This window comes from Noviherbaspirillum sp., from assembly GCF_036846085.1.
Classification (GTDB): domain Bacteria; phylum Pseudomonadota; class Gammaproteobacteria; order Burkholderiales; family Burkholderiaceae_D; genus Noviherbaspirillum.
Genome location: NZ_DAIUCO010000040.1, coordinates 1 through 26,561, shown reverse-complemented (window position 1 = coordinate 26,561; position 26,561 = coordinate 1). Strand labels below are relative to the sequence as shown.

The following is a 26,561-nucleotide window of genomic DNA, read 5'->3' as shown; positions in this document are numbered from 1 at the left end:
GATGAAGCGCTCTTGAAATATCGGAAGAACTCGGAATTCGGATCGACCACCATCAAATCGTTCCGGTCCTTGAAGCTGGCGCGATATGCTTCCAGGCTACGGTAGAACCTGAAAAACTCCGGATTTTGCCCGAACGCCTGGGCATAAATTTGTGATGCCCTTGCATCGCCATCGCCTCGAATTTTTTCGGCGTCGCGATATGCCTCGGCCAGGATCACCGTGCGCTGCCGATCCGCATCGGCACGGATTTTTTCCGACTCTGCAGCACCGGTTGAGCGCAATTCGTTTGCGACCCGGGCACGCTCGGACTTCATCCGGTCGTAGACCGAGGCGTTGATCTGTTCAACGTAATCGACTCGCTTGAGGCGCACATCGACGATCTCGACGCCGATCTGCTTCGCCTCGTTGACGACTTTTTTCTCGATCGCGTCCATTACCTTGCCGCGCTCCCCGGAAATCACTTCGCGAACCGTACGCTTGGTAATTTCTTCGTTGAGTGCCGCCTTCACGATCTGGGACATACGGTCGTTTGCACGCCGCTCATCGCCGGTGAAGCTGACGAAATACAGTCTCGGATCGACGATCCGCCACTTTACGTATGCGTCGACCAGAATATTCTTCTTTTCGGCAGTGATAAAGCGATCCGCCTCGGGCGTATCCAGGGTAAGGATACGCTTGTCCAAAAAGATCACGTTCTGGAAGGGTGGCGGCATCTTGAAATGCAAGCCCGGTTCGGAAATGACCTGTTTGACTTCACCCAGCGCAAAAACAATTGCATATTGGCGCTGGTCGACGACGAACAACGTTGAAAACAGGATCGACAGAGCGATCAGCGCAATGATGATGAAAGAGATTAGGCGATTCATTATCGAGTCTCCCGATCACGTGATTCCCGTCCGTCTCGCATTCTCGGATCTCTCTGCCGCTCGGCCTCCTGTGCACGGAGCTGGTCCGCTGTCGGCGGGACCGGGCTGCCGGCCGGCGCAGGCGTCACTGTCCCGGGTCGTGCCGCATCGGCGGCGGCTGCCTGGGAAATCAGTTTATCCAGCGGCAGATACAGCAACTGGTTTCCTGTCCGAGCATCGACCATCACTTTTGTCGTATTCGCAAAAATCTGCTGCATGGTGTCGAGATATATACGATCCCGCGTCACTGCAGGCGCCTTTTCATATTCGACAAGAATCTGCTTGAATCGGGAGGCGTCACCATCCGCCGCGGCTACGACTCGCGCACGATATGCTTCCGCCTCCTGCATCAGTCGCGAGGCCGCACCGCGCGCCCTCGGAATGACATCGTTTGCATATGCCTGGCCTTCGTTCTTCTGACGCTCCCTGTCCTGCCCGGCTTTGACGGCATCGTCAAATGCCGCCTGGACCTGTTCGGGAGGCTGGACTGCCTGCATCGTGACGTTCGTGATCATCACACCGGAGTTGTACAGATCCAGAATCTGCTGCATCCGTTGGCTTACATCCAGGGCGACCTTTTCACGTCCTTCGTACAGTACAAAATCCATCTTGCTCCTGCCGACAATCTCCCGGATGGACGTTTCGGCAACCTGGCGCACCATTTCCTCCTGGTCGCGGTTGTTGAATAGCCATTGAGACGCGTCCTTGAGTCGATACTGGACGGCGAACTGGATATCGATGATGTTTTCATCGTCAGTAAGCATCAGCGATTCGTTCGGCTGCTTGTTCTTGATGCTGGAACGATATCCGACCTCCACGGTCCGAACCTGCGACACGTTCACGATTTCATGGCTTTGAATCGGATAGGGCCAACGCCAGTTAAAACCGGCTGGCGTCGTGTGACTGTATTTGCCGAAAGTCAGAACGACCGCGGTCTGACCTTCCTGCACAATGAAGAAACCGCTGACCAGCCATAGAAACGCGATGATTGCGCTTACCAGACCGATGCCGATGCCTGCGCCTTTCATGTCGGGCGTGAAACCGCCACCGTCGCCTCCCCTGCCGCCGCCCTTGTTTCCGAACAGCCGATTGAGGCGCTGATTGAAATCACGCCAAAGTTGGTCAAGATCGGGAGGACCGTCACCCGGCCGCTTTCCATCGTTATTCTGCTGCTGGCCATTGTCCTGTGAATCGCGGCCCCAACGAGGATCGTTCAGAGAGAATTTCAAGCCTATTTTTTTTATCAAGGAAAAGGGCATTCTTTGGCTATCCGGTTTATACAATGGTTTGCAATGCTGAATGATTGTTCTGGTTGTTATTGGGCTCGTGCATCGTGATGTTCATCGACCGGCAGGCGATCCAGATGCGTCAATGCATCCGCTTTCGCAAATTCAGCGACGGCTTCGCGTAGTAAATCGAGGCCTTCCCCAGTCTGGGCGCTGATAAAAACACGCCGGATTTTATCATATTCATCACGTTCCACCGCCGGATCCAGTCCGGCGGCATCAATCTTGTTCCATACAAGTATCTGCGGAATATGGTCTGCGCCGATCTCCCTCAGCACCGCATTGACCTCGTCGATCTGCTCGAGGCGCACCGGGCTGGCTGCGTCGACAACGTGCAGCAACAAGTCTGCATGAATGGTTTCCTCAAGCGTTGCCCTGAATGCGGCAACCAGTTGGTGAGGCAGCTCCCGGATGAATCCCACCGTGTCCGATATCACGACGTTACCTGCCTCTCCCAGGAAAATGCGGCGCGACGTGGTGTCGAGGGTTGCGAACAACTGGTCCGCGGCATAGGCCCGCGCCTTCGTCAGCGCATTGAACAAGGTGGATTTGCCCGCATTGGTGTATCCAACCAGCGAGACTGAAAAGGTATTGTTGCGGTTTCTTGCCTTGCGCTGGGTCTCTCGCTGCCGCTGCAGTTTATCGAGCCTCGTACGGAGCGCCTTCACCCGATCGCCAAGCAGCCGACGGTCCGTCTCCAGCTGCGTCTCGCCGGGACCGCGTAAACCGATACCGCCCTTCTGCCGCTCCAAGTGTGTCCAGCCGCGGATAAGGCGGGTTGCGAGATGCTGCAACTGGGCAAGCTCGACCTGCACCTTGCCCTCGTGGCTCTTGGCGCGCTGGGCGAAGATATCGAGAATAAGACTGGTGCGATCAATGACGCGCACCTTCAGGGTTCGCTCGAGATTGCGTTGCTGGGCGGGAGACAGGGCGTGATTGAAGATGACCAGTTCAATTTGATTGTCGACGATGGCTTTGCCGATCTCTTCGGCTTTGCCGGACCCGACGAACAGCGCGGCGTCAGGGCTCGCGCGCTTACCAATGATGGAGGTGACAGGTTCCGCCCCTGCCGATTTGGCTAGCAGGGACAGTTCTTCGATACTCGCGGCAAAATCGCCTTTGCCGAAGTCAACGCCGACTAATGCAGCGCGCATAGCAGGAAGGGTCGGCGGGTGGATGATTTATTCCGCGTCTGACTCAAGGCTGATGTTGACTGCCCGTGCAGGGACAACTGTGGAAATGGCATGTTTGTAAACCATTTGCGTAACGGTGTTACGCAGTAAAACGACGTACTGGTCGAAGGATTCAATATGGCCTTGGAGTTTGATCCCGTTGACAAGATAGATGGAAACCGGGACGTGCTCTTTACGTAAGGCATTCAGGAAGGGGTCTTGTAACAATTGCCCTTTATTGCTCATGGCAGCTCCATGGTGTTGTTGTGATGTGGAGTTGGTGACACATGACGGTATTTCAAGTGCCTCTTGGGTACGGCAGTACGACTGTAATCGATTTTAACGCTTCCTGCCAACTGGATGCCTATTTTTCATGTTTGGCGAAGGGATTCTTGCTTGAACGCAGCTCGATACGTAATGGAGTGCCAACTAATGAAAAAGTTTCGCGGAAGTGTTTCTCCAGATAGCGCTTGTAGTTTGCATCGATTGCTTCCAGCGCGTTGCCATGGATAACGACAATCGGCGGGTTCTGGCCACCCTGGTGCGCATAGCGAAGCTTCGGCCGGATGGATCCTTTGCGCCGCGGTTGCTGGTGCTCGACCGCTTCAATGAGCGCCCGCGTCAGCTTTGGCGTGGAGAGCTTCGCCATGGCTGCGGCATAGGCATCGTCGACGGATTTCATCAACGGACCGATGCCGGTCGACTTGAGCGCCGAGATGAAATGGAATTTGGCGAAAAACAGGAAGCTGAGCTTGCGCTCGATATCCAGCTTGATTTCATCGCGCTTGTCGGAAGAAAGACCATCCCATTTATTGATGCCGACTACCAGCGCCCGCCCGGATTCGAGCACGAAACCGGCGATGTGAGCGTCCTGTTCCGAAATATCCTGCTGCGCATCGAGCAGCAGCAGCACGACATTCGCTTCGGAAATCGATTGCAGGGTCTTGACGACCGAAAACTTTTCGATTGCCTCGAACACCTTGCCCCTGCGGCGTATCCCGGCGGTATCGATCAATGTGTACTGCTTGCCGTCTCGCTCGAAAGGAATTTCGATCGAATCCCTGGTGGTGCCGGGCATATCGAAGGCAATCACCCTGTCTTCACCAAGGAGCGTATTGACAAGCGTCGACTTGCCGACGTTCGGACGTCCCACGATCGCGATCTTGACGCCTCTTGCCGCCACATCGAGGTCAACTTCGGTTTGCGCTTGCTGGGCAAAGGCGAGGTTGAGCGCCTCTTCGACGAGATCTACCACACCGTCGCCATGCGCAGCCGAAATAACGTATGGATCGCCAAGGCCTAGTTCATAAAAATCCGCGGCGACGGAGGTGTACTTCATCCCTTCCGCCTTGTTAACCACCAGCATGACGGACCGCCCGGACTTGCGCAGGAAATCCGTGATTGTTTTATCGTGCGGGGTCAGCCCCTGACGTCCATCAAGAAGGAAGATGACGACGTCGGCTTCCGCGACCGCCTGCTTGGTCTGCTTGGCCATCTCATGCATGATTCCTTCTTTCGCAACCGGTTCGAAACCGCCGGTGTCGATGACAAGGAAAGGACGCTCCCCGACCCGCCCCTCGCCATAGTGACGATCGCGCGTCAAACCGGGCAGATCAGCGACGAGCGCGTCGCGTGACCGGGTAAGCCGATTGAACAGCGTGGATTTGCCGACGTTAGGTCGTCCTACTAAAGCGATTACCGGCTTCATTGATGTCTATTCTGCCGCGAGCGCGACCACATTCCCTGCCTGGGTTTGAAAAATTGCATTGCCGCCGCTGATTTGGGGCGAAACAGCGATGATCCTGCTGCCGTCGGTTGCGACACGTGCGAGGAACGCACCATCTTCCCGCGATAGGAAATGCACATATCCCTGTCCGTCGCCCACCGCAACAGCGCGACCGAACGATACAGGCGTCGACAGACGGCGGTGAGCCAGTTTGTTGTTGCGCCAGGCACTCGCACCGTTTTCGCGCCCGAATGCCGTCACCGTACCGCGTTCGTCAGCCGCAAACACAAAACGTTCGTCAATACCGAGACCGACATCGCTCGACAACTCCTTCGCCCAGCGTGGCGCGCCATTTGATGTATCGAAGCAGCCGACACGGCCTTGGTATGAGACCGCACAAACGTTGTTGCCGGAAATCACCGGCGCACCCGAGACGTCTGCAATCCGCTCCAGTTCGGTCGTTCCGCGCGGGTCGCCGACGGCAATCTCCCATCGCGCTCCACCATTGGACATGGCCAGCGCCAGCAATCTTCCGCCTGGCAAGGCCACGTAAGCAGTTTGTCCGGAGATGACAATCCCTGGAGAGGTACGCAGGGTCAATGGCGGCGATGGACGCTGGGCGACCCACTTGCGCGCGCCGGATTCAGCGTCGTAGGCAGCAATCCGGTTATCCACGCTTCGAACCACGACCAGCCCTTGTCCCACCGCGGGAGCGGACAGAATCTCGCTCGACGCCTGTGCCTTCCAACGTTGCCGGCCTTCCGTGTCGTAAGCAAGCAAAACGCCCTTGGCGCCCGCCACGGCAACCGTCGTACCATCGGCGCCGACGCCGGCCGTCAGGGGCATGCCGGCATTGATACGCCACACGTCCCGCCCGGTTGCGGCATCCAGTCTTGCCAGAGTCCCATCCGCGCCAGCCGCATACAGGCTTCCGTCAGCAACCGCAGGCGAGAATGTGAACGTTCCGGCACTGCCGATCGAGGCTGTCCAGGCGGTTCGCACATTCATGCTCGGCGAAAATTCGACGAGTGAAGCCGGCACATTGCGCGGCTCCGGCTTGCTCGCAAACGGGTTGAGTGATGACAGCGTGGAACAACCGGCCAGCACCGCAATCATCAGCAACGCGCAACCCGCTTTCAACGCGGCATGCGGAACAGATCGCAATGAAATCTTTAGCGGTGACTTTGCTGCAATGTGTGTTGCAATTGGCATCTTTTCCCCTTAATGCGTTCAACCGACATTTTTTGCGGGTGCGCCACCGATTGCATCCAGCTTTAACTGAATCAACTGCCGCCCCGGATTGTTCTGTTCTGTTTTCTCGAGTGCAAGCTGATACGCAGTGCGTGCCTCATCGATCTTGTTTTGGGCGGCAAGAATATCCCCCTTACGGTCCGCCACTGCGCTTGCAAATTGAGTGGGGAAGTCACCTGCCAGAAGCTTCAGCCCTTCGTCGAACGACTTTTCATCGAGCAGGATTCCGGCAAGGCGGATTTTCGCGATGGCTTTGTATTCCGCATCACGGCCGTTCTCTATCACCCATTGCAACTGGGTTTTCGCTGTCTTGAGGTCGTTTGCGTCGAATGCCACCTTGGCTGCGGCGAGCGCACTCATCTGCGCGTATGCCGTCTTGCCGAATTTCCCTGTCAGGTCGGTAGCCGCGCGCTGGACCTTGGCGTTGTCTTTCGCAGTAACCGCCTTCTGCAATTCGTCGTACAGCTGCGCCGCCTGGTTTGCCTGGTTGCGCTGATAATAATTCCAGCCGGACCAGCCGGCGTAAGCCGCCAGCGCGAGAGTGAGCGCCCAAATCGCGATGTTGCCAAAGCGGTTCCACCAGGCCTTGAGGGTTGCCAGTTGTTCCTGTTCTTCGAGATCGTATGCCATGATGATGTGCCGTCAATGTAAATGATGATGTTCGGGATGGTCGCAGCCGTCACCGCAGGTGATCTGGTCCAGCAGGTAGTCCGGTACAGCGTCGAATTCGACTTCGGTTTGATTGTTTGCGGTATCTGCCGAGCGAAGGGTTTTTACGGACGCCATGCCCTTGGCAATTTCATCCTCACCGAGAATAACTGCATAGGCAGCGCCGCTCGCATCCGCCCGTTTCATCTGGGACTTGAAGCTGCCGCCCGCTCCTGCCGCCGCACAATGCAGCACCACATCAAGTCCGGCATCGCGCAAGCGCTCTGCGATCACGAAAGCGCGCAACTGCGCCTGTTCGCCCTGGTGCACGACGTACACGTCGCATTGATTTGGATCAAACTTTTCCCCGTTCGCCTTCATCAGTTCCAGAACGCGTTCCACGCCGATGGCGAATCCGCAGGCTGGTGTGGGCTTTCCGCCGAACATTTCGATCAATGGATCGTAACGACCGCCACCGCAGACTGTGCCTTGCGATCCGAGCTGATCAGTGACCCATTCGAATACGGTCCGATTGTAATAATCCATGCCGCGCACCAGCCTGGTGTTGATGGTGAACGGGATGCTGTTATGGCGAAGAATGTTTTGCACGCCGTCGAAATGCGCACGTGACTCTTCGCCCAGGTAGTCGAGCAGTTTTGGCGCCCCGTTGACCATCTCTTGCATGGTCGGGTTTTTCGTATCGAGAATGCGCAAGGGATTGGTATGCAGGCGGCGCTGCGCATCAGTATCCAGCAAGTCCTTGTGCTGCTCGAAGTAGGCAACCAGGTCGGCGCGATGCCTGTTGCGCTCGTCGGCGTTGCCGATCGAGTTCAGCTCCAGCCTGATATTCTGCAAGCCGAGGTCATCCCACAGGCGCTGGCCAAGCATGATCAATTCCGCATCGATGTCGGGACCGGTGAAGCCGATCGCCTCGGCACCCACTTGGTGAAACTGCCGGTACCGTCCACGCTGCGGTCGCTCGTGCCGGAACATCGGGCCTGCATACCAGAGACGCTTTGGGCCATCGTAGGTCAGATTATGTTCGAGAGCGGCGCGAACGACGCCGGCGGTGCTCTCGGGACGCAAGGTCAGCTGGTCGCCATTCATCGTATCGACGAAGGAATACATCTCCTTCTCGACGATGTCGGTCACCTCGCCGAGACCTCGGGCAAATAGTGCCGTCGGCTCGACGATCGGTGTGCGGATCTGCTGGAAGCCATAGCTCTTCAGTACCGACTGGACCGTGTTTTCAAATAATTCCCACAGCGGCGCATCCGCCGGCAGGATATCGTTCATTCCTTTTACGCCGACAATCTTGTCGGCTTTTTTGTTTTCTGACATTCTGCTTGAGTAATTAAAGTGCAGCCGGCTGTTGCTCGATGGCCGCTTTTCCGTACCGTGCCTTGACGTAGTCCAGCACGATGGCTTGAAATTCTTCCGCGATACGTTCACCCCGCAGGGTGACCTTTTTTTCACCGTCGATGAACACCGGTGCCGCTGGCGATTCGCCGGTACCCGGAAGGCTGATGCCGATGTTGGCGTGTTTGGATTCGCCGGGGCCGTTGACGATGCACCCCATGACAGCGACGTTCATATTCTCCACGCCCGGAAATTCCTTTTTCCATGAGGGCATCTGATCCCGCAGATACGTCTGAATCCTGTCCGCGAGTTCCTGAAATACTGTCGACGTGGTGCGACCGCATCCAGGACATGCGATTACCATCGGCGTGAACTTGCGCAAGCCCATGGTTTGCAGGATTTCCTGCGCGACGACGACTTCGCGCGTCCGGTCGCCGCCAGGCTCCGGCGTCAGCGAAACGCGAATGGTGTCGCCGATCCCTTCCTGCAGCAGCACGGACAACGCGGCAGTCGACGCCACGATTCCCTTGCTTCCCATGCCGGCTTCCGTCAAACCGAGATGCAGCGGAAAATCGCAGCGCCTCGCGAGCTCCCGATAGACTGCAATCAGATCCTGAACACCCGACACCTTGCAGGAAAGGATGATGTTGTTTCGGTGCAGTCCGATTTCCTCTGCCCGTACTGCGTTTTCGATCGCCGAGGTTACCAGCGCCTCATACATCACCGCCTGGGCACTCCAAGGCTGCGCTCTTCGAGCGTTCTCATCCATGATGCGCGCCAGAAGCGACTGGTCCAGGCTGCCCCAATTGACACCGATGCGCACCGGCTTGTCGTATTTGCACGCCACTTCGATCATCTGCGCGAACTGCGTGTCCCGCTTCGCTCCCTGCCCTACATTGCCCGGATTGATCCGGTATTTCGACAATGCTTGCGCACACTCAGGATAGTCGGTCAGCAGCTTGTGCCCGTTGTAATGGAAATCGCCCACCAACGGCACATCCACCCCCATGCGGTCCAACTGTTCCCTGATCGCGGGCACAGCGGCGGCGGCCTCGGGATTGTTGACCGTGATGCGAACCATTTCCGATCCTGCCCGCGCCAATTCCTTTACCTGAATCGCGGTACCGATGACATCGGCCGTATCGGTGTTGGTCATCGACTGCACGACAATCGGCGCGTCGCCCCCTACCAAAATTTCACGCGCACCATAACGGATCTTGACGGTCCGGGTAGCACGCCTGGGGCGCGGACCGGAAGCAATCGGAGAAAAAACGGGAGGCATGTCCATACTTATTTCAGCTTGAGTCGCGCAACATTATTCGTAGATCCGGATTTCACCTGTACTGGTGCGCCACGCAAGGTCATATCGATTCCTTGCGCATTGCCAATCGTCACCGAAACCGGGCCGGTCAGTTCGACGGTTTCGCTTTGTCCGGACTTTAAAACTTTCGACAACAAGACGCTGTTATCTGCACGGCGAATTTCCACCCAGGAATCCTCACGCGACGTCAGCACCAGCGCATTCAGGGCGGCAGAGGATGACTCTGTCGGTGCACCAGGTGCCGACGATGCCTGCTGCCCATTGGCGATAGCGGCCTGGTCAGGCGGCGTTGACGGTGGAGAAGGTTCCACACCGGTTACCGAATTCACGGGCGGCGCTGTGGATGGCGCATCTGGGCCGGTTGCTGCGTCGGGCGTGCTGGCCGCATTTGATTCCGATGCCTTTCCGGAGACTGCCGCCGCCTGCTTCTCGAACTGCGTTGACAGCGCCTCCGTCAATGCCGGAAGTTCACGATCCTGAAAAAACTTGAATGCAACGCCCGCTGCGGCAAGGGCAATAACCAAAAAAATAATCTTTCCTTTATGCGGAAACGCCGGGCGTTCCATCATTGAAGGAAGTCGCGTTTCCGCAAATGGGGCAGACAAGGTTTTGCGCGGTGAAACGGCTTGGCTGGTTTGACCTGCTGCGTCGGCCGGAATCGCAGCAAGCAAGGGTACAGGATCAACCTTCAGCAATTTTGCATAGCCGCGTATGAATCCGCGCGCGACGGCCATTCCCGGCAATGAGGCGTAGTCATCCCGCTCGATGGCCTGCACCTGTCTTGGGGCCAGGTTCAGCTGGCTTGCCACCTGGTCGACAGACCAGCCGCGTGCTTCACGCATGCCCGCAAGTTGCGCCCCCGGCTTTTTCGAGATGCGATCGGAGTCGTTTCCGTCCTCGGGCGTCGGTGGAGAAAATGCCGAGTCAGTCATCAAAAGCTCCGCGCTGGAAAGCTGCGTATTCGACCGAATTCGGATGCCGTCTCCGCAACTGCGTCGCAAGGCTGGCTTCCGCGGCTCGATCGCCCAGCTTGCGCTCGGTTTTAATTGCCAACCAGAGCACATCCGCTGTCATGATGTCCGACTTCATGACCCGACCGATGTAAAAGCGCGAACGCTCGTAGTCCTTTTTGTCGTAATGCAATTTTGCAAGATGGGCATTCGTCAGCGGATTGCCCGGCTCGAACTGAAACGCCCTGATGAAATATTTCTCGGCAGCATTCGGATCCTTGAGCCTGAGACTGCACACGCCGGCATTGTTCAGCGCTTTCGCCGGCGATTGATAGGTGCGATTGTTAAGTGCGGACTCGAAATAACTCATCGCCTGCCGCTCACGTCCGGTCTGGCACAAAAACCAGCCGTAATTATTGGTAAGGTCGGGATTTGACGGATCGAGTTTGATCGATTGAAGGAAGTTATCCTCCGCCAGGCGGTTTTCGCCCATTTCCATGTAAATCAGCCCGCGCACGCTGTACGCGTCCGCCAGATTCGGATCAGCCTGCAATGCCCGCTTGATCTCATCCAGCGCGACGTTGATCTGGCGCTGCTCGTAGTAACCGATGGCAAGCTGCAGTCTTATGCGGGCACGCTTTTGATCTTCGCTTTGATCCGAGCTCGTCTTGAGTTCTTCCTTCGACTCCATGGGACCCGACGCGCAACCGGCGAGCAGCACGGCCGACGCAAGCGCAATCACCACGGCACCATGCCACTTCGCGCTCATGACCGCACCTCGACGATACGACCGAAGTTCGCGCCAAACTTTTTTTGGTATTCCGCCATCTTTTGCATGCGCTCCTGCACGCGCGTCCGATCCTGTACTTCCCCCGCAAGCTGCCCGCACGCCGCATCGATATCGTCACCGCGCGTTTTACGGATGGTGGTGACGATGCCTGCGTCCATCAAAATTTGCGCGAACGCCTTGATCCGCGCATTGTTGGATCGCGTAAGCCCGGACTCGGGAAATGGATTGAATGGAATCAGATTGAATTTGCAGGGCACGGGATTCGCGCGATCCTGCACCAAGGCGACTAGTTCACGTGCATGAATATCGCTGTCATTAACACCGTCGAGCATGCAGTACTCGAACGTGACGAAGTCGCGCGGCGCAAACTCCAGGTAGCGCTTGCACGCGGCCATCAGCTCGGCCAAAGGATGCTTCTTATTCAATGGGACCAGCCCATCCCTCAAGCCGTCGTTCGACGCATGCAAGGACACCGCAAGCGCGACGGGACATTCATGCGCCAGCTTATCGATCATCGGCACCACGCCGCTTGTCGAAAGCGTCACACGGCGGCGCGACAGGCCATAGGCATTGTCGTCCAGCATCAGCTTCATAGCCGTGACCGTCGGCTCGAAATTCAACAACGGCTCGCCCATCCCCATCATCACGACATTGGTAATCTGCCGCTCACCCTTCGGGCCGGGCTCGATGCCTTTTGTTTTACGCAGTTCAAACTCGGCCATCCATAGCTGGCCGATGACTTCCCCGACCGACAGGTTGCGGTTGAAACCTTGCTTTCCAGTCGAGCAGAAGCGGCAATTTACTGCGCATCCTGCTTGGGTGGATATGCAGAGCGTACCGCGATTTTCTTCAGGGATGAACACGGTTTCCACCGCGTTCCCCTGCCCCACGTCCAGCAACCATTTCCGCGTTCCGTCGGCAGAAGTATGGTCGCTGATGACGGACGGCGCACCGACGAATGCACGTGATTTCAGCTTTTCCCGCAGTGACTTCGCCAAGTCCGTCATTGCGTCGAAATCACTGGCGCCGAACTGGTGTATCCAGCGCTGCAATTGCTTGGCACGAAATGGCTTCTCCCCCAACTCGGCGCAATAGGCAACGAGTTGTGCGGGGTCCAGATCGAGCAGGTTGGTGAGATCCGTCATGGGAATTTGAGTAGAAACGTTCGTACCGATAAATCATATCGGTACGAACAGATTTCATATTAACGAGAGAAAACGTTTAGCGCAGGGAAAAAGTAGCCAATTTCCACTTGCGCGGTTTCAGCAGCATCGGAACCATGCACAGCATTGGCATCGATGGAATCCGCAAAATCGGCGCGAATCGTACCTTTGTCGGCCTTCTTCGGATCCGTCGCACCCATCAGTTCACGGTTCTTGGCAATCGCGCCTTCGCCTTCGAGCACCTGCACCATGACCGGGCCGGAAATCATGAAGTCGACCAGATCCTTGAAGAACGGACGCTCGCGGTGAACAGCGTAGAATCCTTCCGCTTCTGCACGGGACAATTGAGCCATGCGCGCAGCGACGATCTTCAAGCCGGCATTTTCAAAGCGAGTGTAAATCTGACCGATAACGTTTTTTGCGACTGCGTCCGGTTTGATAATCGACAGGGTGCGTTCGATTGCCATCTGTAAAAACTCCAATAAAAATAAAGGGTTAAGAATATAAAACAAGAAATCAACCAACCTTAGATTTTAGCATGAAACCCCTGCCGAACCCCCGATTTGCCGGGCATGGACCTTGCAAAATAAAGAACTTCGAACCAGACAGCCGATCTTACGCAGCATCCGCTCATGGTATGCTAATCCATGCTGTCAACCTTGCAATGTAACCGGAGGCAATATGGAACATCATCTACAACGTAGTTACAGTCCGGCCAGCGAGTCGCTTGCGGTACGGAACCGCGTTTTGCGCAATACGTACTGGCTGCTGGCAATTTCCATGATTCCCACGGTGCTGGGAGCATGGGTTGGCGTTCAGTTTAATTTTTCGTTCTTTTCGGGAAGCCCGTTCATCGGCTTCATGCTGTTCCTGGCAATCGCATTCGGCTTCTTTTATGCGATTGAGCGGACCAAGAATTCCGGCTTGGGTGTTGCAATCCTTCTCGGCTTCACCTTCTTCATGGGCTTGATGCTGTCCAGGCTGATCGGGCACACACTCGGTTTTTCAAATGGCCCGTCGCTCATCATGACGGCGTTTGGCGGCACTGCGAGCATCTTTGCCGTCATGGCCACCATCGCCACCGTATCCAAGCGGGATTTTTCCGGCTTGGGAAAATGGTTGTTTGTTGGCGTCCTGGTGCTGATCGTCGCTGCTGTCGCCAATATTTTTCTGCAGATTCCGGCACTTTATCTGGCGATTTCGGTGATCGCGATTGCCATTTTTTCGGCTTACATCCTGTATGACGTGCAACGAATCATCAACGGCGGAGAAACCAATTACATTTCTGCCACGCTGGCAATCTACCTGGATGTCTACAATATTTTCACGAACTTGCTCGCACTGCTTGGCATCGCCGGCGGCCAACGCGACTAATGATGTGAACGCGGCCTGGTTGGCGCAAGTCCAGCAACGAATAAAAGCCGACCTGCTGGTCGGCTTTTGTTTTGTCATCAGGTCGCGGCTTGCGCTTCCTGCAGATCAAAGACAGCCATCGACTCCACATGCGCCGTGTGCGGAAACATGTTGACCACGCCGGCCTGCCTCAAGGTATAGCCACCCTGGTGCACGAGAAGGCCTGCATCACGCGCGAGCGTCGATGGATTGCACGATACATAAACAATCCGCGAAGGTTTGAGATGCGCGTGGCTTTCACCGAGTCCGACAATCGACTGGCACACCGCAATCGCGCCTTCCCTCGGCGGGTCGATCAGCATGCGATCAAACTTGCCCAATGCGATCAGGTCTTCGGTGGTCGCTTCGAACAGGTTCCGGCAATAAAACCGGGTCTTGTCACCCAAGCCATTTGACTTCGCATTTTCAAACGCACGCTGATTCAGCGTAGCGCTTCCTTCAATTCCGACGACTTCACGCGCCCGGGTGGCGATAGGCAAGGTGAAGTTGCCCAGACCGCAAAACAAATCCGCAACCCGGTCATTCGCCTGCACATCGAGAAGCCGAAGCGCGCGGGCCACAAGAACCCGGTTGATATGGTGATTTACCTGCGTGAAATCAGTCGGCTTGAAAGGCATTTTCACGCCGAACTCAGGCAGCACATATTGCAACTGGACGTCGGTTGGATAGAACGGGTACACCGTATCCGGCCCCTTCGGCTGCAGCCACCACTGGATACGATACTGGTCTGCAAACGCTCTCAACTTGCTTTCGTCATCCAGGGTCAACGGCGCCATGTTGCGCATGACAAGCGCAGTCACGCCCTCGCCGACCGCGAGTTCGATTTGCGGCATCTGGTCGAAAATGGACAATGATTCGATCAGGCGACGAAGTGGCACAAGCATCGCCGATACGTGGGGCGGCAGAATCTCGCAGCTATCCATGTCCGCCACAAACGACGATTTTCGTTCGTGAAAACCCACGAGTACGCCCCCCTTCTTCTTGACATTACGCGCCGACAGCCGGGCACGGTAGCGATAGCCCCATGTCGGTCCATAGATTGGCCGCATCATCGTTTCGGCACGTACTTTGGCCAGGTGCCAAAGATTGTCCTCCAGCACACGCTGTTTGATGGCGACCTGCGCCGCAGGCTCCAGGTGCTGCATCGCACATCCTCCGCAAGTGCCGAAATGGACGCATTTAGGCTCCACGCGCATTGCCGATTCTTTATGCAATTCAGTAAGCGTGGCCGCTTCCCATTTTGGCTTTTTCCGAAAGGATTGGAAGGTGACCTGTTCGCCGGGTAAGGCACCTTCGACGAATATGACCTTGCCGGGTGTGCCGTCTTCGTTTGTCAGATGGCCGACGCCGCGGCCTTCCATGTCTAGGGATTCGATGTCGATGAGATTGTGCTGCATGGCAGTCGAAAGGACAGACCGGGGAACGGTGTCCAGTCCAAATTAAAGAGTTTTTAAATGAAGGAGAAGTGGGCGATATCAACGCCACGCCGAAAGATACTCTTTCCAGTGCGCTCCGTCGAGCACCGAAAGCGCCTTACGGACCAGCGATACTTCCTCTTCATATTCAGCCAAGGTGATCATGCCCCGCATCAATTGAAATCGGCAGTAGACCAGGTAGGTATTGACGACATCGGTTTCACAATAGTCGCGGATTTCCTTCAGGCGCCCTTCCTGGAACAGATTCCAGACCTGGGAGCCGTCGACACCCATCTTGCCGGGAAAACCGCATAGCTTGGCCAGATCATCAAGCGGCGCATTTGCCCGTCCGGTGTACAGGGCCAGGAGATCCATCAAGTCCATGTGCCGGGTATGGTAACGGCTGAGGTAATTATTCCATTTGAAATCGCGATCCTCGTCGCCCATTTCCCAATAGCGGGCAGCGGCAACACCGCTAATCATTGCACGATAATGAAGCACCGGAAGATCGAACCCACCACCATTCCAGGAGATGAGTTGCGGCGTGTATTTATCGATAACCCGAAAAAAATCCTGGATCAGCTTCGGCTCGGCGTCGTCGAGCGATCCGAGCGACTTGACGCGAAAGCCGTCGTCGTCCCGAAAAACACATGAGATTGCGGCGACCCGATGCAAGTGATGCTGCAGAAAGTCAGTCCCGGTCTTCTCCCGCCGCGCGGCAAACGCGGCCGCGGCGACCTCGGCATCGGTCATCGATGCTGGATGTTCGTGAAGCACACGCAAACCAGATACATCGGGAATCGTCTCGATGTCGAATACCAGAACCGGAATCACAACAACGCATCCTTGCCGACGCCGCGCGCGGTGAGCGCCCGTTTAAGCTTGGCCAATGCTTCCTGCTGGATCTGGCGCACCCGCTCGCGGGTAACGCTCATTTCCGAGGCCAATTCCTCCAGCGTCGCAGGGTCGTCATTGTCCAGACCGAAACGCCGGACGATGACAATGCGTTGCTTGTCCGGCAGCTTCTTCAGCCAGTCGCGCACCAGGACTGTCATTTCATGGTGCTCTGCGCGCGAGTCCGGACCGTCTGCAGAATCTCCCGGCAACATGTCCATCAGGCTGGCCTGGGGATCGTTATCGAGCGGCGCGTCAAGCGAGGTCGCATGTTCCGATAGCGCCAGAATATCCTGCACATCTTCCACGGCGCGATCCACAAGATGCGCGATATCCTCGGCACTTGCATCCTTGCCGTCATGATGCTGTGCTTCCAGGTGATATTTCGCGCGAAGTATCTGGTTCAGTTCCCGGACCATGTGCACGGGCAGGCGCACGGTGCGCGCCTGGTTCATGATTGCGCGTTCGATGCTTTGGCGAATCCACCAGGTTGCATACGTGGAAAAACGGAAACCGCGCTCCGGCTCAAACTTGTCAATCGCCCGCATCAGCCCCAGATTGCCTTCCTCGATCAAGTCCAGCAAAACGACGCCGCGATTGATGTAATGCTTGGCAATGGAGACAACCAGGCGCAAGTTGTGCTCGATCATCTTTTGTCGAGCCTCAAAATTTCCTTGCTTGGCGAGCGTCGCGTAGTGGACTTCTTCGACAACCGTCAAGAGAGGCCGGGCGCCAATCTGATTCAGATAATGTTGCGTGGTATCGGTCGACAGCTCTGCTGCGAGTACGGTCTTTAATTCTTCTACCGGATCGGCAGCGACGGGACGTTCTCCATCAATGCGATCAACCCCTTCCATACCTTCCGGCGACAGGCTTTCGCCGTCCTCGCCGCTTCCGAATGAACCGTCGTCCGCCGGATCATCCGATGGTGCATCGTAGTCTAGCGGATCGTGCGGGTTGCGTGTCATTTAGCGAATCGGCAAAAATTTCGAGGGATCGACGGGCTTGCCTTGCTGGCGAATTTCGAAATGAAGCTTGACAGCATCGGTATCGGAATTTCCCATTTCGGCAATCTTTTGGCCTTTGTTGACAGTTTGATCTTCTTTGACAAAGATGGTTTTGTTGTGCGCATAGGCGGACAGCAGATTGTTGGTGTGTTTCAAGATCACGAGGTTCCCGTATCCCCGGATACCGCTGCCAGCATACAGGACCTTTCCGGCTCCTGCTGCGTACACCGGCTGGCCAAGCTTGCCGGCAATGTCGATACCCTTCTTGCCGGCACTGAAGCTGGTGATCACCTTGCCGTCCGCAGGCCACATCCATGAAACGGCATCATCATCGGCGTTTGTGCCGTTCGCTGCTTCGGGGGGCCTTTCCGCCGGACGCGCATCCGATATTTTCGGTGGTTCCGGTTTGGGCGGAACAGACGGGATGGAAGCCACCTGGTTTGCCCCTGGAGTGACTGGATCCGGCTTCTGCATGTCAGCCAGTGCGCCTTCCGAATACGGACGTTTTTCGCCGCGAGGTCCGGCCTTCTGGGTAGTCGATGGGTTCGAACTCCCCAGCGGCCTCGAGTCCACGCCGGAGTTGGTCGCGACACTGCCGGTCTGCGGCACCGAGCCTCCTTCCGGCGGCAGTACACGCAATACCTGGTCTACCTTGATGTCATTGGGATTCGCAAGATCATTCCATGCCACGAGGTCACGATAGTTTTGACCGAATTCAAGTGCAATCTGAAGGAGGGTATCGCCTTTTTTAACGGTGTAATAGCCACGGCTATCGACCTGCTTCGGCGGCACTGGTGTCGGCACAGGCGTCACCGCCGCCTTCGGCGGCTCGGGCGGCTTAACCGGGACGGGTCGCTCGACCACTGGGGCGGAACGAGGCGCAATACCGCAGGACGCAACAAGGAAAGGCAATATCGCGAGGAATACAACGCGTATGTTTATCATTCTCATACAATCAATTACTGTGCTGCGCAGTCATTAGGGATATTCGTTGACAACGGGATCAGACTATGCCCGCACGCAGCGGGACGAAATGGCACGCTTCAAGCGTCGTATTAGTCCATTCGAACTTCCCGACCCGCTCGATCAACTGCAATACCTGATGACGGTCGCCGACTGGCGCCACCAGGCGGCCGCCGATGGCGAGTTGATCCAGCAACGCCGGCGGCACTTCCAAACCGGCCGCCGCCAAAATGATACCGTCGAACGGTGCGGCTTGCGGGAGACCAAGCATACCATCTCCATAATGCAAGCGGATATTAGCGATCCGCAGGGGACGCAGATTGGACTTCGCCAATTCGTGCAACGGCTTGATGCGCTCGATCGAATACACCTCTTTGGCAACCAGTGACAGAACTGCCGCCTGATAACCGCAGCCGGTCCCGATCTCAAGGACGCGATCGAGCTTCCCGGCGCTGGCATTGTCACGCATCACCTCAATCATGCGGGCGACGATGTAAGGCTGGGAGATCGTCTGGTGATGACCGATCGGCAGAGACGCATCGATGTATGCCTGGCTGGACAACCCCTGTTCGATGAACATATGGCGAGGGACAGCCTGCATCGCAGCCAGCACCTTCGCATCCTTCACCCCTTGCTTGGCGATACGGGCAGCCATGGCGAGCCGAACGGATTCGGACGCCCTCGACGAATCCTGCCTGATGGTCAAATGTGCGGGCGACGTACCGGTTTTCGCCAAAGTCCTGCCGGCGACGTCCGAAAGCGCGGCCGTACGCGCTTGGTTCTGCTGCAGATTCTGGGCGGCATTTCTGGTGGCGGTTTGCGGCGTCGCGACCTTGATTACGGATGACGGCTGCGCACGACCCGCTCTGGGCGAACTTTCGACAACCGATGCGAGCGGCAGCGGAAAACGTTTGTCCTTCCCCGTCACAGCAAGGACTCCTTGAGTGCATCCAACTGTTCCGCGTGGGTCAAATCTATCCGCAGCGGCGTGATCGAAACGAAGCCGTTAGCCACTGCATTGAAATCGGTACCTTCCCCGGCATCCTTTTCCTTGCCGGCGGGACCGATCCAGAATATCTCACGCCCATGCGGATCGAGCATCTTGATCACCGGCTCCGACTGGTGACGCTTGCCCAACCGGGTTGCTTTGATGCCCTTCAATTCCTCATAGGGAAGATTGGGAATATTGACGTTCAGCAGGTAGGGCTTCGACAACTTGGTGAACTGGCGTTCCACGACTTCGCGCGCAATTCTCGCGGCGGAATCCAGATGCGCCCATCCTTTTTCCACCTGGGAGAAGGCAATCGCCGGAATCCCGAACAGAAATCCCTCCGTCGCAGCCGCGACGGTACCCGAATACAAGGTATCGTCACCCATGTTCTGACCTTGATTGATGCCCGATACAACCAGATCCGGCTTGAAGGAAAGTCCGCCGGTCAATGCAACGTGCACGCAGTCGGACGGCGTACCGTTGATGAAATAAAATCCGTTCTCGGCGCGATATACCGATAGCGGACGGTCAAGAGTCAATGAATTCGAACTTCCCGAGCGATTGCTGTCAGGCGAAACCACGACGATTTCCGCGATCGGCCTGAGTGCATTTGCAAGCGCGACAACGCCTGGGGCGAGATATCCGTCGTCGTTACTAATGAGAATATTCATGCGACGATTTTACCCGATGGAATCTATCGCACCCCCTCATGTGTTGACATTTTTCCGCATAAGCCTAGAATAAAACGATCGTTCTTTTTTACAATTTCAAGGAGACAGTATGAAAGCCATCCTCTGCAAATCTTGGGGACTGCCAGACACGTTAGTTGTAGAGGATTTGCCGGAGGTGACTCCTGGCGCCGGACAGATTGCAATTGATGTGCAAGCGGCTGGCGTGAATTTTCCCGATGTTTTGATTATTCAGAACAAATACCAATTCAAGCCGGAACTGCCTTTCACGCCGGGTAGCGAACTCGCCGGTGTCGTGCGTGCAGTCGGTGAAGGTGTCACTCAGCATAAAGTTGGCGACAAGGTGCTGGCATTCGTCAGCCAGGGCGCCTTTGCGCAGCAGATCGCGGTGCCCGCGCAAGCGGCCATGCCCATGCCGCCCGGACTGGATTTCGATACCGCCGCCGCAGTAACCCTCACTTACGGCACCTCGCATCACGCCGTCGTGGACCGCGCGCAATTGAAGGCAGGCGAAACCATGCTGGTGCTGGGTGCGGCCGGTGGCGTGGGGCTTGCAGCGATTGAAATCGGCAAGGCGTTGGGCGCACGTGTAATTGCAGCGGCGTCGACCGATGAAAAGCTTGCTGTCTGCAAGGAACACGGTGCCGACGATGTCATCAACTACACCACCCAGGACCTGCGGGAAGCGATCAAGGCAGCGACCGGCGGCAAAGGACCTGACGTCATCTATGACCCTGTCGGGGGCATCTATGCCGAACCGGCATTCCGCTCGATCGGCTGGCGCGGCCGCTATCTGGTGATTGGTTTTGCCAATGGCGAGATACCGAAGCTTCCGCTCAATCTGACTCTCCTGAAAGGCGCTTCGATCGTCGGCGTGTTTTGGGGCGAATATGCGCGTCGCGAACCAAAAGCCAATGCGGCTGCAATGCGGGAATTGATGGGCTGGATGGCCGAAGGCAAAATCAAGCCTCACATCTCGGGGCGTTACGCCTTGGCAGACACTCCTCAGGCACTCAATGATATGGCTGCGCGCAAGGTGACCGGCAAGGTCGTTATCCAGCCGCAACGATAAACCATTCGATCGCAACTGGCCGCTGCTGGCAAGATCCTTGACCGGCGGTCAGTCCGTCACTTCGGGGTCCAGCTCCGGCTGGACGTCTGCCACGGCTGCAGGTGCGGGCGCGAAGAACGCTCGCGCCACGTTCGCATCGCGGGTCCGCTTAAAAGAGGGAAGGCTTTGCCAGATGCGTCGGCCGTAGGGCTTCGATATCAGGCGCGGATCGCAGATCATCAGGACACCACGGTCTGTTTCATCTCTGATTAGCCTGCCGGCACCTTGCTTGAGATTGATGATCGCTTCCGGCAACTGGTGATGCACGAACCCATTCAAGCCTTTGCGCTCCAGCGCCTCGATGCGTGCCGCCAGAACGGGATCGTCGGGCGGTGAGAACGGCAGCTTGTCGATGACCACCAGCGATAAGGCCTCGCCGCGCACGTCCACTCCTTCCCAGAAGCTCTGGCTGCCGATCAGTACCGCATTGCCGGCGGCACGGAACCGATCGAGCAATTCCGTGCGTCCAGCTTCGCCCTGCACCATCAACGGAAACGGCAATGTCCGCCGTGCGAACTCCTCCCGCAACCGCTCGGCAGCGCGGTTGACAGCTCTTATCGTGGTGCACAGCAGGAAAGCACGCCCACCCGCCGCCTCGATCATCGGCAAGGCAGCATTAATCACCGCATCTGTGTAATCGGGGGAGTTCGGTTGAGGAAGCTGTTCCGGCACATACAGCAGACCCTGCTCTTCATAATTGAATGGGCTCGGCCACGATCGCGCGGGCTCGCTCCATAACCCCATCTGCGATGCGTAGTGATTGAAATCGTTTTTCACGGCAAGCGTCGCCGATGTGAAGATCCAGGCACGCGGCGTACCTTCACGCTGCTTGCTGAAAACCGGCGCAATCGATAGCGGTGTCTGGTGCAAATGCAGCGACGAGGAGAATGCTTCGACCCACAGAACGCGTTCCTGCCCTTCCTTCACGCTATCCGTCGCATTCCACGCGGCGAGTTTGATGCCGAGCTCGACTGCACGGGTGCGGCACTGCTCAATGGTTTCGGCTCGTTCGGCCTGCGTTTCGAGCGTGTCCGCCATGTTCTGTAATTCTTCCTTGAGCGTTTCAAGTGCAGGAAAGAATGGGCTCGACGGTGCGATCTGGCCGACGGCAAGCCGGACGATATCCTGAGGAAAGGCAAGGCGCAGGTCCCGCGCGGCTCGCTCGACGGGCAGGACAACCTTTGGCCATTCCGCACCATCGCGAGCATGGGCGAGGCCCTCGGCAAGCACATCCCGGCAGAGCTCGAGAACCTGCGACGTGGATACGGTCTCGCCGAAGAACAACGTGGCGGTTTCAGGCAACTGGTGTGCCTCGTCGAAAATGATGGTGTTGGCCGAAGGCAGCAATTCGGCTACGCCGGTATCCTTGAGGGCCACATCCGCAAAGAACAGATGGTGATTCACCACCACGACTTCGGCCTGCTGCGCTTCCTTGCGCGCCTTCATCACGAAGCAATCCTGGTAATACTGGCATTCGGCCCCGAGGCAGGTATCGCGCGTCGATGTGACCAAGTTCCATACAGGCGCCGATTCCGGTACTTTCGACAGTTCCGCCTTGTCGCCGGACGATGTGGTTTTCATGAATCGGGATATCTCCCGCAGATAGCCGACATCGTCACGGGAAGTCAATCGACCATTCTGCAGGGTGCGTTCCAGATGGAAATGGCAGACGTAGTTTGCCCGGCCCTTGAGCAGCGCTACCGAGACAGGCATGTTGAGCGCCTTGCGAACCGTGGGAATGTCACGCAAATACAGTTGATCCTGAAGATTCTTGGTGCCGGTCGAGATCACGACCTTGCCTCCCCAGAGGAGAGCGGGAATGAGGTAGGCAAATGTTTTCCCCGTGCCGGTACCTGCTTCCGCGATGAGCGTGCTTCTCTCCGCGATCGCATGTGCGATGGCCTTCGCCATTTCGGTTTGTGAACGTCGCGGGCGAAACCCGCTGATTGCCATACTGAGCGGACCGTGTTCGCCAAAAAGGCGGTCAATGTCGTCATCGTGCGCGCCGGGGGCCGGCGCTGGAGCAGAAAGGTCGGTCAAAACGGTAAGCAGTCAGGGTGAAGCGCTGCTGAAGCGCGCAGGTCAGGCAGGAATGTCCGGCACCAGTTGCATCTTGAGTAAAGTGATGTGGTCTTTCAATTGCAGCTTGCGCTTCTTGAGGCGCCGCAGTTGCAATTCGTCTCGATGGATATCGTGCGTCAGCAGGTCAATGACAACGTCCAGGTCACGATGCTCAACTTCCAGATCGATGATGCGACGGCGGATTTCTTCCGGAAAAGCCATATTGTTTACTCTTTTCGTGCAACCGCTATTTTATTTTAAAAGGCCATGCCCGTATTCTGCATCTGCATTACGTAATTGCCTATTTGCAACAAAGATAATTTTGTGTTCCCGGCGTACAATTCGGCATTCTGATTGCTGAAAAATCATCAATAGACTTCGCCTATCTTCAAGGGAATTGTTGCCGGTTGTAACAAAGCGTCCCAAGCACTTCCCTTACCGACATCAAGTACAGTAATTTGTTTCTGTTCAGCAGTTTAATCGACCCAAGACTTATGAGCCAATACAAAATCGAAGCCGGTACCGGTCAGCATATCGGCGACCGCCAGGAACAGCAAGATCGCGCCGCACTGTTTGCCGCGCCTCGTGCCCCCGGTTACATGATGGCTGTCGTGGCTGACGGGATGGGGGGATTGAGCGGCGGCTCTTTGGCTGCGGAACAGGTAATCAAAACGGCGAAGCAGGCCTTCGATACGTTTTCTCCGCTTACGGACGATGTCGAGACCATGCTGTCGACGATCGGCCGCGACGCGCATACCATCATCAAACTCACCGCAATCTCAGCGGAAAAAGAACCCCATAGCACAATGGTCGTTCTGGTCATCACACCGGAAGGCAGCGCGATCTGGGCGCATGTCGGCGACTCCCGGCTATACCGCTTCGACGGGCCGAATTCTGCAGAGCGGACGGTCGATCATTCTTACGTCGAAAAACTGGTGCGCGACGGCCGGCTGAGCCGCGAAGAAGCGCAGAATCACCATCTGGCGAATGTATTGGTCAATGCGCTCGGCACCAGCGAGAGCGAACTGGAGGTCACGGTACGCCGCTATAACGGCTTGAAGGCGGGCGACGCATTTCTGCTCTGTACCGACGGGCTCTGGCACTACTTCAGCGATGCGGAACTCGGTGCAGCGATTGCCATGAATTCGCCGCGCCAGGCCTCGGAAATGCTGATTGCAAAGGCGCGCGAGCGGGCTGCGGGTACGTCGGCGGACAACTGCACGCTGGCCATCGTCAAACTGGTAAAGCCAGCCAAGGAAGCGAAAAATTACACTGTCGGAAAAATGCGACGGGCGGTATAGCCAAACATTGGCGGCGCTTGTTCGCGCCGCTGCTTATTCGACCGTGACAGCCCCGTGCTTGGCGCGACGCTTCGCTTCCTTCTCGGCCTTCCGTTGGGCCACCTCGCGTTTATGCTCCTCGGCCTCTCTTACCTTTTTCTCGTAGGCGGCGATCTGGCTGGATCGGTCTTCGCCGCTTGTCGTTCTCGCTCGCGCAGACGTGGAGGATAGCCGGCCGGTACGTCCGCTTCCAGGGACGGGCTTATCGGCGAATTCGATCGACGGTTGCGCAGTCGTTTCCGCCGTGGGAAGCGGGGCTTCCATCATCGCGCCCTCCGAAGGCACTGCCCGCACGCTTTCGGCTTGCTGCGCCGCGCTCTTTTCCTCGAGGACTTTATCTCGTTCGGCGACACGTGCCCTGCGTTTGAATGCATTTGCCTGGACTTCCACCATCCTCACCGCCGACAGCGCGACACGACGGCGTTCGGTAGCTTTGTCTCTGCAGGCGTTGGCAAAAAATAGATCGAAGCACGCTTGCTCTTCCGAAGTGAACCGCTCCTGAATGCGCGCACGTTCCCGGTCTGCTTCCTGCAGAGCACGGTCGGCGGTCTCAAGCGATTGGATGGAGCCGGCGGGATAGCTCGCAGCCCATCCCGCAACGGTGTCGGCCGATTCTCCACTGTGCGCAAGCGCGCTGGCAAACAAACAGATTACGGCAAGGGATCGATGTATGGAGAGGCTGTAGCGAGGCATGGAATAAAAACGGAACATCGTATTGGATCAGGCTTTACGCCCTATCAGGAAATCGAACCGGCAACGTCGCGCCGTTCACTTTGCATGTATTCGGACGACTGCATCTCGATGATGCGCGAGACGGTACGGTGAAATTCATTCGCCAGCACGCCCTCGGTGTACAACTGGTCCGGCGGCGCATCCGCGGACATCAGCAATTTGACGCCGTGGTCGTAGAGGACATCGATCAACCATGTAAAACGGCGCGCCTCCGATGACATCGATGCCGACATGCGCGGCACGCCGGACAGGATGATCGTGTGGAAGCGGCTGGCAAGTTCGAGATAATCGTTTTGTGAACGCGGACCGCCGCATAAAGTGGCAAAGTCGAACCAGACAACCCCGCCGGCACGCCGGAGCGCCTTGATTTCCCGCGCTTCGATATGGATGCGCGGATCCTCGTCGGCGGTTTCGGCAATGCCGGCGAAAGCGTCACGCAATGCCTTGTCGGCCGCTGCACCCAGCGGCGCGTGATAGGCGGCCACCTGCTGCATCACTCTTTTCCGGTAATCCGTTCCCGCATCCACGTTCAGGACATCCATTTTCTCCTTGATGAGATCGATCGTGGGCAGCATGCGATCCCGATGCAGACCGTCCGGATAGAGCCCATCCGGCACGTAGTTGGACGTCATGATGAAGGACACGCCGTGCGCAAACAGCGCCGTCAGGAGATTGTAGAGAATCATCGCGTCCGCGATATCGGACACGTGGAATTCATCGAAGCAGATGAGCCGGTATTTTTTCGCAACCCGTCGTGCAACTTCATTCAACGGATCGGCAACCCCCTTCAGTTCATCGAGTTCGCGATGCACTGCCCTCATGAACTCGTGAAAATGGAGCCGGGTCTTTCGCTGCACGGGTACCACCGAATAGAAACTGTCCATCAGGAAGGATTTCCCCCGGCCGACGCCTCCCCACATGTACACGCCGCGAGGGACTTCGGGCCGGTTGATCAGTCGCTTGATGCGGGAAGAACGTTGCGCCTTGAAAGCAATCCACTCGTCAAAGGCTTGCTGGAGGCGCTCGACGGCACGCGATTGCGCTTCATCCGATTGGAAGCCGCGCTGTACCAGCGCATGGTTGTAATACTCCCTGACGTTCATATAGTTTTTTTCGCTTGATCATGCGGTTGCTTACGTCGCGACCGCTGTTCCCGGTACGGCATTAAAAATGGGCGAGATGTGCTCGCCCATTTTCACCGCTCAACGGGAAAAATGCCCGGCGAGCGGAAAATCAGCGGATGAGATCGCGGATGACTTCACCGCACACCACCGCTCGCCAAACCAGATTGACTACATTTTCATTGCGGGTTCATATCGACCGTGATGCGGGAAGGATACCCACCCCTGCCCAGCGCGATAGGCACGCACAATC

The 26,561-nt window shown here is 56.8% G+C and carries 26 protein-coding genes; 3 read left to right on the top strand and 23 right to left on the bottom strand.

Annotation, left to right across the window (positions count from 1 at the left end):
• From hflC to ndk, 13 genes are all read right to left on the bottom strand, one after another.
• On the bottom strand, nt 1–866 hold an 866-nt coding region (gene hflC, locus V7080_RS07090; protein WP_334187702.1), incomplete at its 3' end, for a protease modulator HflC.
• Entirely contained in the window at nt 866–2,164 is a 1,299-nt protein-coding gene (gene hflK, locus V7080_RS07085; protein ID WP_334187701.1) for an FtsH protease activity modulator HflK, read from the bottom strand. The genes hflC and hflK, both read right to left, overlap by 1 nt.
• 56 nt (nt 2,165–2,220) lie before the next feature.
• A complete protein-coding gene (gene hflX / locus V7080_RS07080) occupies nt 2,221–3,345 on the bottom strand; it encodes a GTPase HflX (RefSeq protein WP_334187700.1) in 1,125 nt (374 codons plus the stop codon).
• 27 nt (nt 3,346–3,372) lie between these two features.
• Nucleotides 3,373–3,609, bottom strand: a complete 237-nt coding sequence (gene hfq / locus V7080_RS07075) for an RNA chaperone Hfq (RefSeq protein ID WP_326857056.1) — start codon at nt 3,607–3,609, stop codon at nt 3,373–3,375.
• Between the two features lie 118 nt (nt 3,610–3,727).
• Entirely contained in the window at nt 3,728–5,071 is a 1,344-nt protein-coding gene (gene der / locus V7080_RS07070) for a ribosome biogenesis GTPase Der (RefSeq protein ID WP_334187699.1), read from the bottom strand.
• Nucleotides 5,072–5,077: 6 nt separating this feature from the next.
• On the bottom strand, nt 5,078–6,301 hold the full coding sequence (bamB, locus tag V7080_RS07065) for an outer membrane protein assembly factor BamB (protein ID WP_334187698.1): 1,224 nt from the start codon (nt 6,299–6,301) through the stop codon (nt 5,078–5,080).
• 18 nt (nt 6,302–6,319) lie between these two features.
• A complete protein-coding gene (locus tag V7080_RS07060; RefSeq protein WP_334187697.1) occupies nt 6,320–6,970 on the bottom strand; it encodes a tetratricopeptide repeat protein in 651 nt (216 codons plus the stop codon).
• Nucleotides 6,971–6,982: 12 nt separating this feature from the next.
• Entirely contained in the window at nt 6,983–8,329 is a 1,347-nt protein-coding gene (hisS, locus tag V7080_RS07055; RefSeq protein ID WP_334187696.1) for a histidine--tRNA ligase, read from the bottom strand.
• Nucleotides 8,330–8,342: 13 nt separating this feature from the next.
• Nucleotides 8,343–9,629 (bottom strand): flavodoxin-dependent (E)-4-hydroxy-3-methylbut-2-enyl-diphosphate synthase, encoded by a 1,287-nt coding sequence (gene ispG / locus V7080_RS07050; protein WP_442947200.1) that lies wholly within the window; start codon nt 9,627–9,629, stop codon nt 8,343–8,345.
• Between the two features lie 8 nt (nt 9,630–9,637).
• A complete protein-coding gene (locus V7080_RS07045) occupies nt 9,638–10,510 on the bottom strand; it encodes a RodZ domain-containing protein (protein ID WP_334187704.1) in 873 nt (290 codons plus the stop codon).
• A gap of 82 nt (nt 10,511–10,592) precedes the next feature.
• Complete coding sequence (gene pilW, locus V7080_RS07040) at nt 10,593–11,387, bottom strand: type IV pilus biogenesis/stability protein PilW (RefSeq protein WP_334187694.1); 795 nt, start codon at nt 11,385–11,387, stop codon at nt 10,593–10,595.
• On the bottom strand, nt 11,384–12,553 hold the full coding sequence (gene rlmN, locus V7080_RS07035) for a 23S rRNA (adenine(2503)-C(2))-methyltransferase RlmN (protein WP_334187693.1): 1,170 nt from the start codon (nt 12,551–12,553) through the stop codon (nt 11,384–11,386). Before rlmN ends, pilW begins: the two co-directional genes overlap by 4 nt.
• Nucleotides 12,554–12,612: 59 nt before the next feature.
• Nucleotides 12,613–13,038 carry a nucleoside-diphosphate kinase gene (ndk, locus tag V7080_RS07030; RefSeq protein ID WP_334187692.1) on the bottom strand — a complete coding sequence of 142 codons (426 nt, stop codon included), beginning with the start codon at nt 13,036–13,038 and terminating at the stop codon, nt 12,613–12,615.
• A gap of 214 nt (nt 13,039–13,252) precedes the next feature.
• Here ndk and V7080_RS07025 point away from each other — a divergent pair, with 214 nt between their 5' ends.
• Nucleotides 13,253–13,945, top strand: coding sequence for a Bax inhibitor-1/YccA family protein (locus V7080_RS07025; RefSeq protein ID WP_334187691.1), 693 nt, complete (start codon nt 13,253–13,255; stop codon nt 13,943–13,945).
• 77 nt (nt 13,946–14,022) lie between these two features.
• Here the strand turns inward: V7080_RS07025 and rlmD are convergent, their stop codons facing one another.
• The 6 genes from rlmD to surE all read right to left on the bottom strand — a co-directional run bounded on the left by rlmD (nt 14,023) and on the right by surE (nt 19,925).
• Complete coding sequence (gene rlmD, locus V7080_RS07020) at nt 14,023–15,381, bottom strand: 23S rRNA (uracil(1939)-C(5))-methyltransferase RlmD (protein ID WP_334187690.1); 1,359 nt, start codon at nt 15,379–15,381, stop codon at nt 14,023–14,025.
• Nucleotides 15,382–15,459: 78 nt separating this feature from the next.
• The gene (locus V7080_RS07015; RefSeq protein ID WP_334187689.1) at nt 15,460–16,233 is read right to left on the bottom strand and encodes a 3'-5' exonuclease; all 774 of its coding nucleotides are present in this window, start codon (nt 16,231–16,233) and stop codon (nt 15,460–15,462) included.
• Nucleotides 16,230–17,150, bottom strand: a complete 921-nt coding sequence (gene rpoS / locus V7080_RS07010; protein ID WP_442947199.1) for an RNA polymerase sigma factor RpoS — start codon at nt 17,148–17,150, stop codon at nt 16,230–16,232. Before rpoS ends, V7080_RS07015 begins: the two co-directional genes overlap by 4 nt.
• A 111-nt stretch (nt 17,151–17,261) precedes the next feature.
• Nucleotides 17,262–18,245, bottom strand: a complete 984-nt coding sequence (locus tag V7080_RS07005; protein WP_334187687.1) for a peptidoglycan DD-metalloendopeptidase family protein — start codon at nt 18,243–18,245, stop codon at nt 17,262–17,264.
• Between the two features lie 58 nt (nt 18,246–18,303).
• On the bottom strand, nt 18,304–19,191 hold the full coding sequence (locus tag V7080_RS07000) for a protein-L-isoaspartate(D-aspartate) O-methyltransferase (RefSeq protein WP_334187686.1): 888 nt from the start codon (nt 19,189–19,191) through the stop codon (nt 18,304–18,306).
• A complete protein-coding gene (surE, locus tag V7080_RS06995) occupies nt 19,188–19,925 on the bottom strand; it encodes a 5'/3'-nucleotidase SurE (protein ID WP_334187685.1) in 738 nt (245 codons plus the stop codon). The genes V7080_RS07000 and surE overlap by 4 nt, the downstream gene beginning before the upstream one ends.
• A gap of 109 nt (nt 19,926–20,034) precedes the next feature.
• Here surE and V7080_RS06990 point away from each other — a divergent pair, with 109 nt between their 5' ends.
• A complete protein-coding gene (locus V7080_RS06990) occupies nt 20,035–21,015 on the top strand; it encodes an NADPH:quinone oxidoreductase family protein (protein ID WP_334187684.1) in 981 nt (326 codons plus the stop codon).
• A gap of 48 nt (nt 21,016–21,063) precedes the next feature.
• On the opposite strand, the gene V7080_RS06985 is transcribed toward V7080_RS06990, so the two are convergent.
• Both V7080_RS06985 and V7080_RS06980 read right to left on the bottom strand, forming a co-directional pair.
• Nucleotides 21,064–23,007 (bottom strand): ATP-dependent DNA helicase, encoded by a 1,944-nt coding sequence (locus tag V7080_RS06985; RefSeq protein WP_442947198.1) that lies wholly within the window; start codon nt 23,005–23,007, stop codon nt 21,064–21,066.
• Nucleotides 23,008–23,136: 129 nt separating this feature from the next.
• Nucleotides 23,137–23,337, bottom strand: coding sequence for a YdcH family protein (locus V7080_RS06980; protein WP_326860828.1), 201 nt, complete (start codon nt 23,335–23,337; stop codon nt 23,137–23,139).
• A 272-nt stretch (nt 23,338–23,609) separates the two neighbouring features.
• On the opposite strand from V7080_RS06980, the gene V7080_RS06975 reads away from it, so the two are divergent.
• Nucleotides 23,610–24,416, top strand: coding sequence for a PP2C family protein-serine/threonine phosphatase (locus V7080_RS06975; RefSeq protein ID WP_334187683.1), 807 nt, complete (start codon nt 23,610–23,612; stop codon nt 24,414–24,416).
• A gap of 33 nt (nt 24,417–24,449) precedes the next feature.
• Here the strand turns inward: V7080_RS06975 and V7080_RS06970 are convergent, their stop codons facing one another.
• Both V7080_RS06970 and zapE read right to left on the bottom strand, forming a co-directional pair.
• Nucleotides 24,450–25,148 (bottom strand): hypothetical protein, encoded by a 699-nt coding sequence (locus V7080_RS06970; protein WP_334187682.1) that lies wholly within the window; start codon nt 25,146–25,148, stop codon nt 24,450–24,452.
• A 44-nt stretch (nt 25,149–25,192) separates the two neighbouring features.
• Nucleotides 25,193–26,290, bottom strand: a complete 1,098-nt coding sequence (gene zapE / locus V7080_RS06965) for a cell division protein ZapE (RefSeq protein WP_334187681.1) — start codon at nt 26,288–26,290, stop codon at nt 25,193–25,195.
• Nucleotides 26,291–26,561 lie beyond the last annotated feature (271 nt).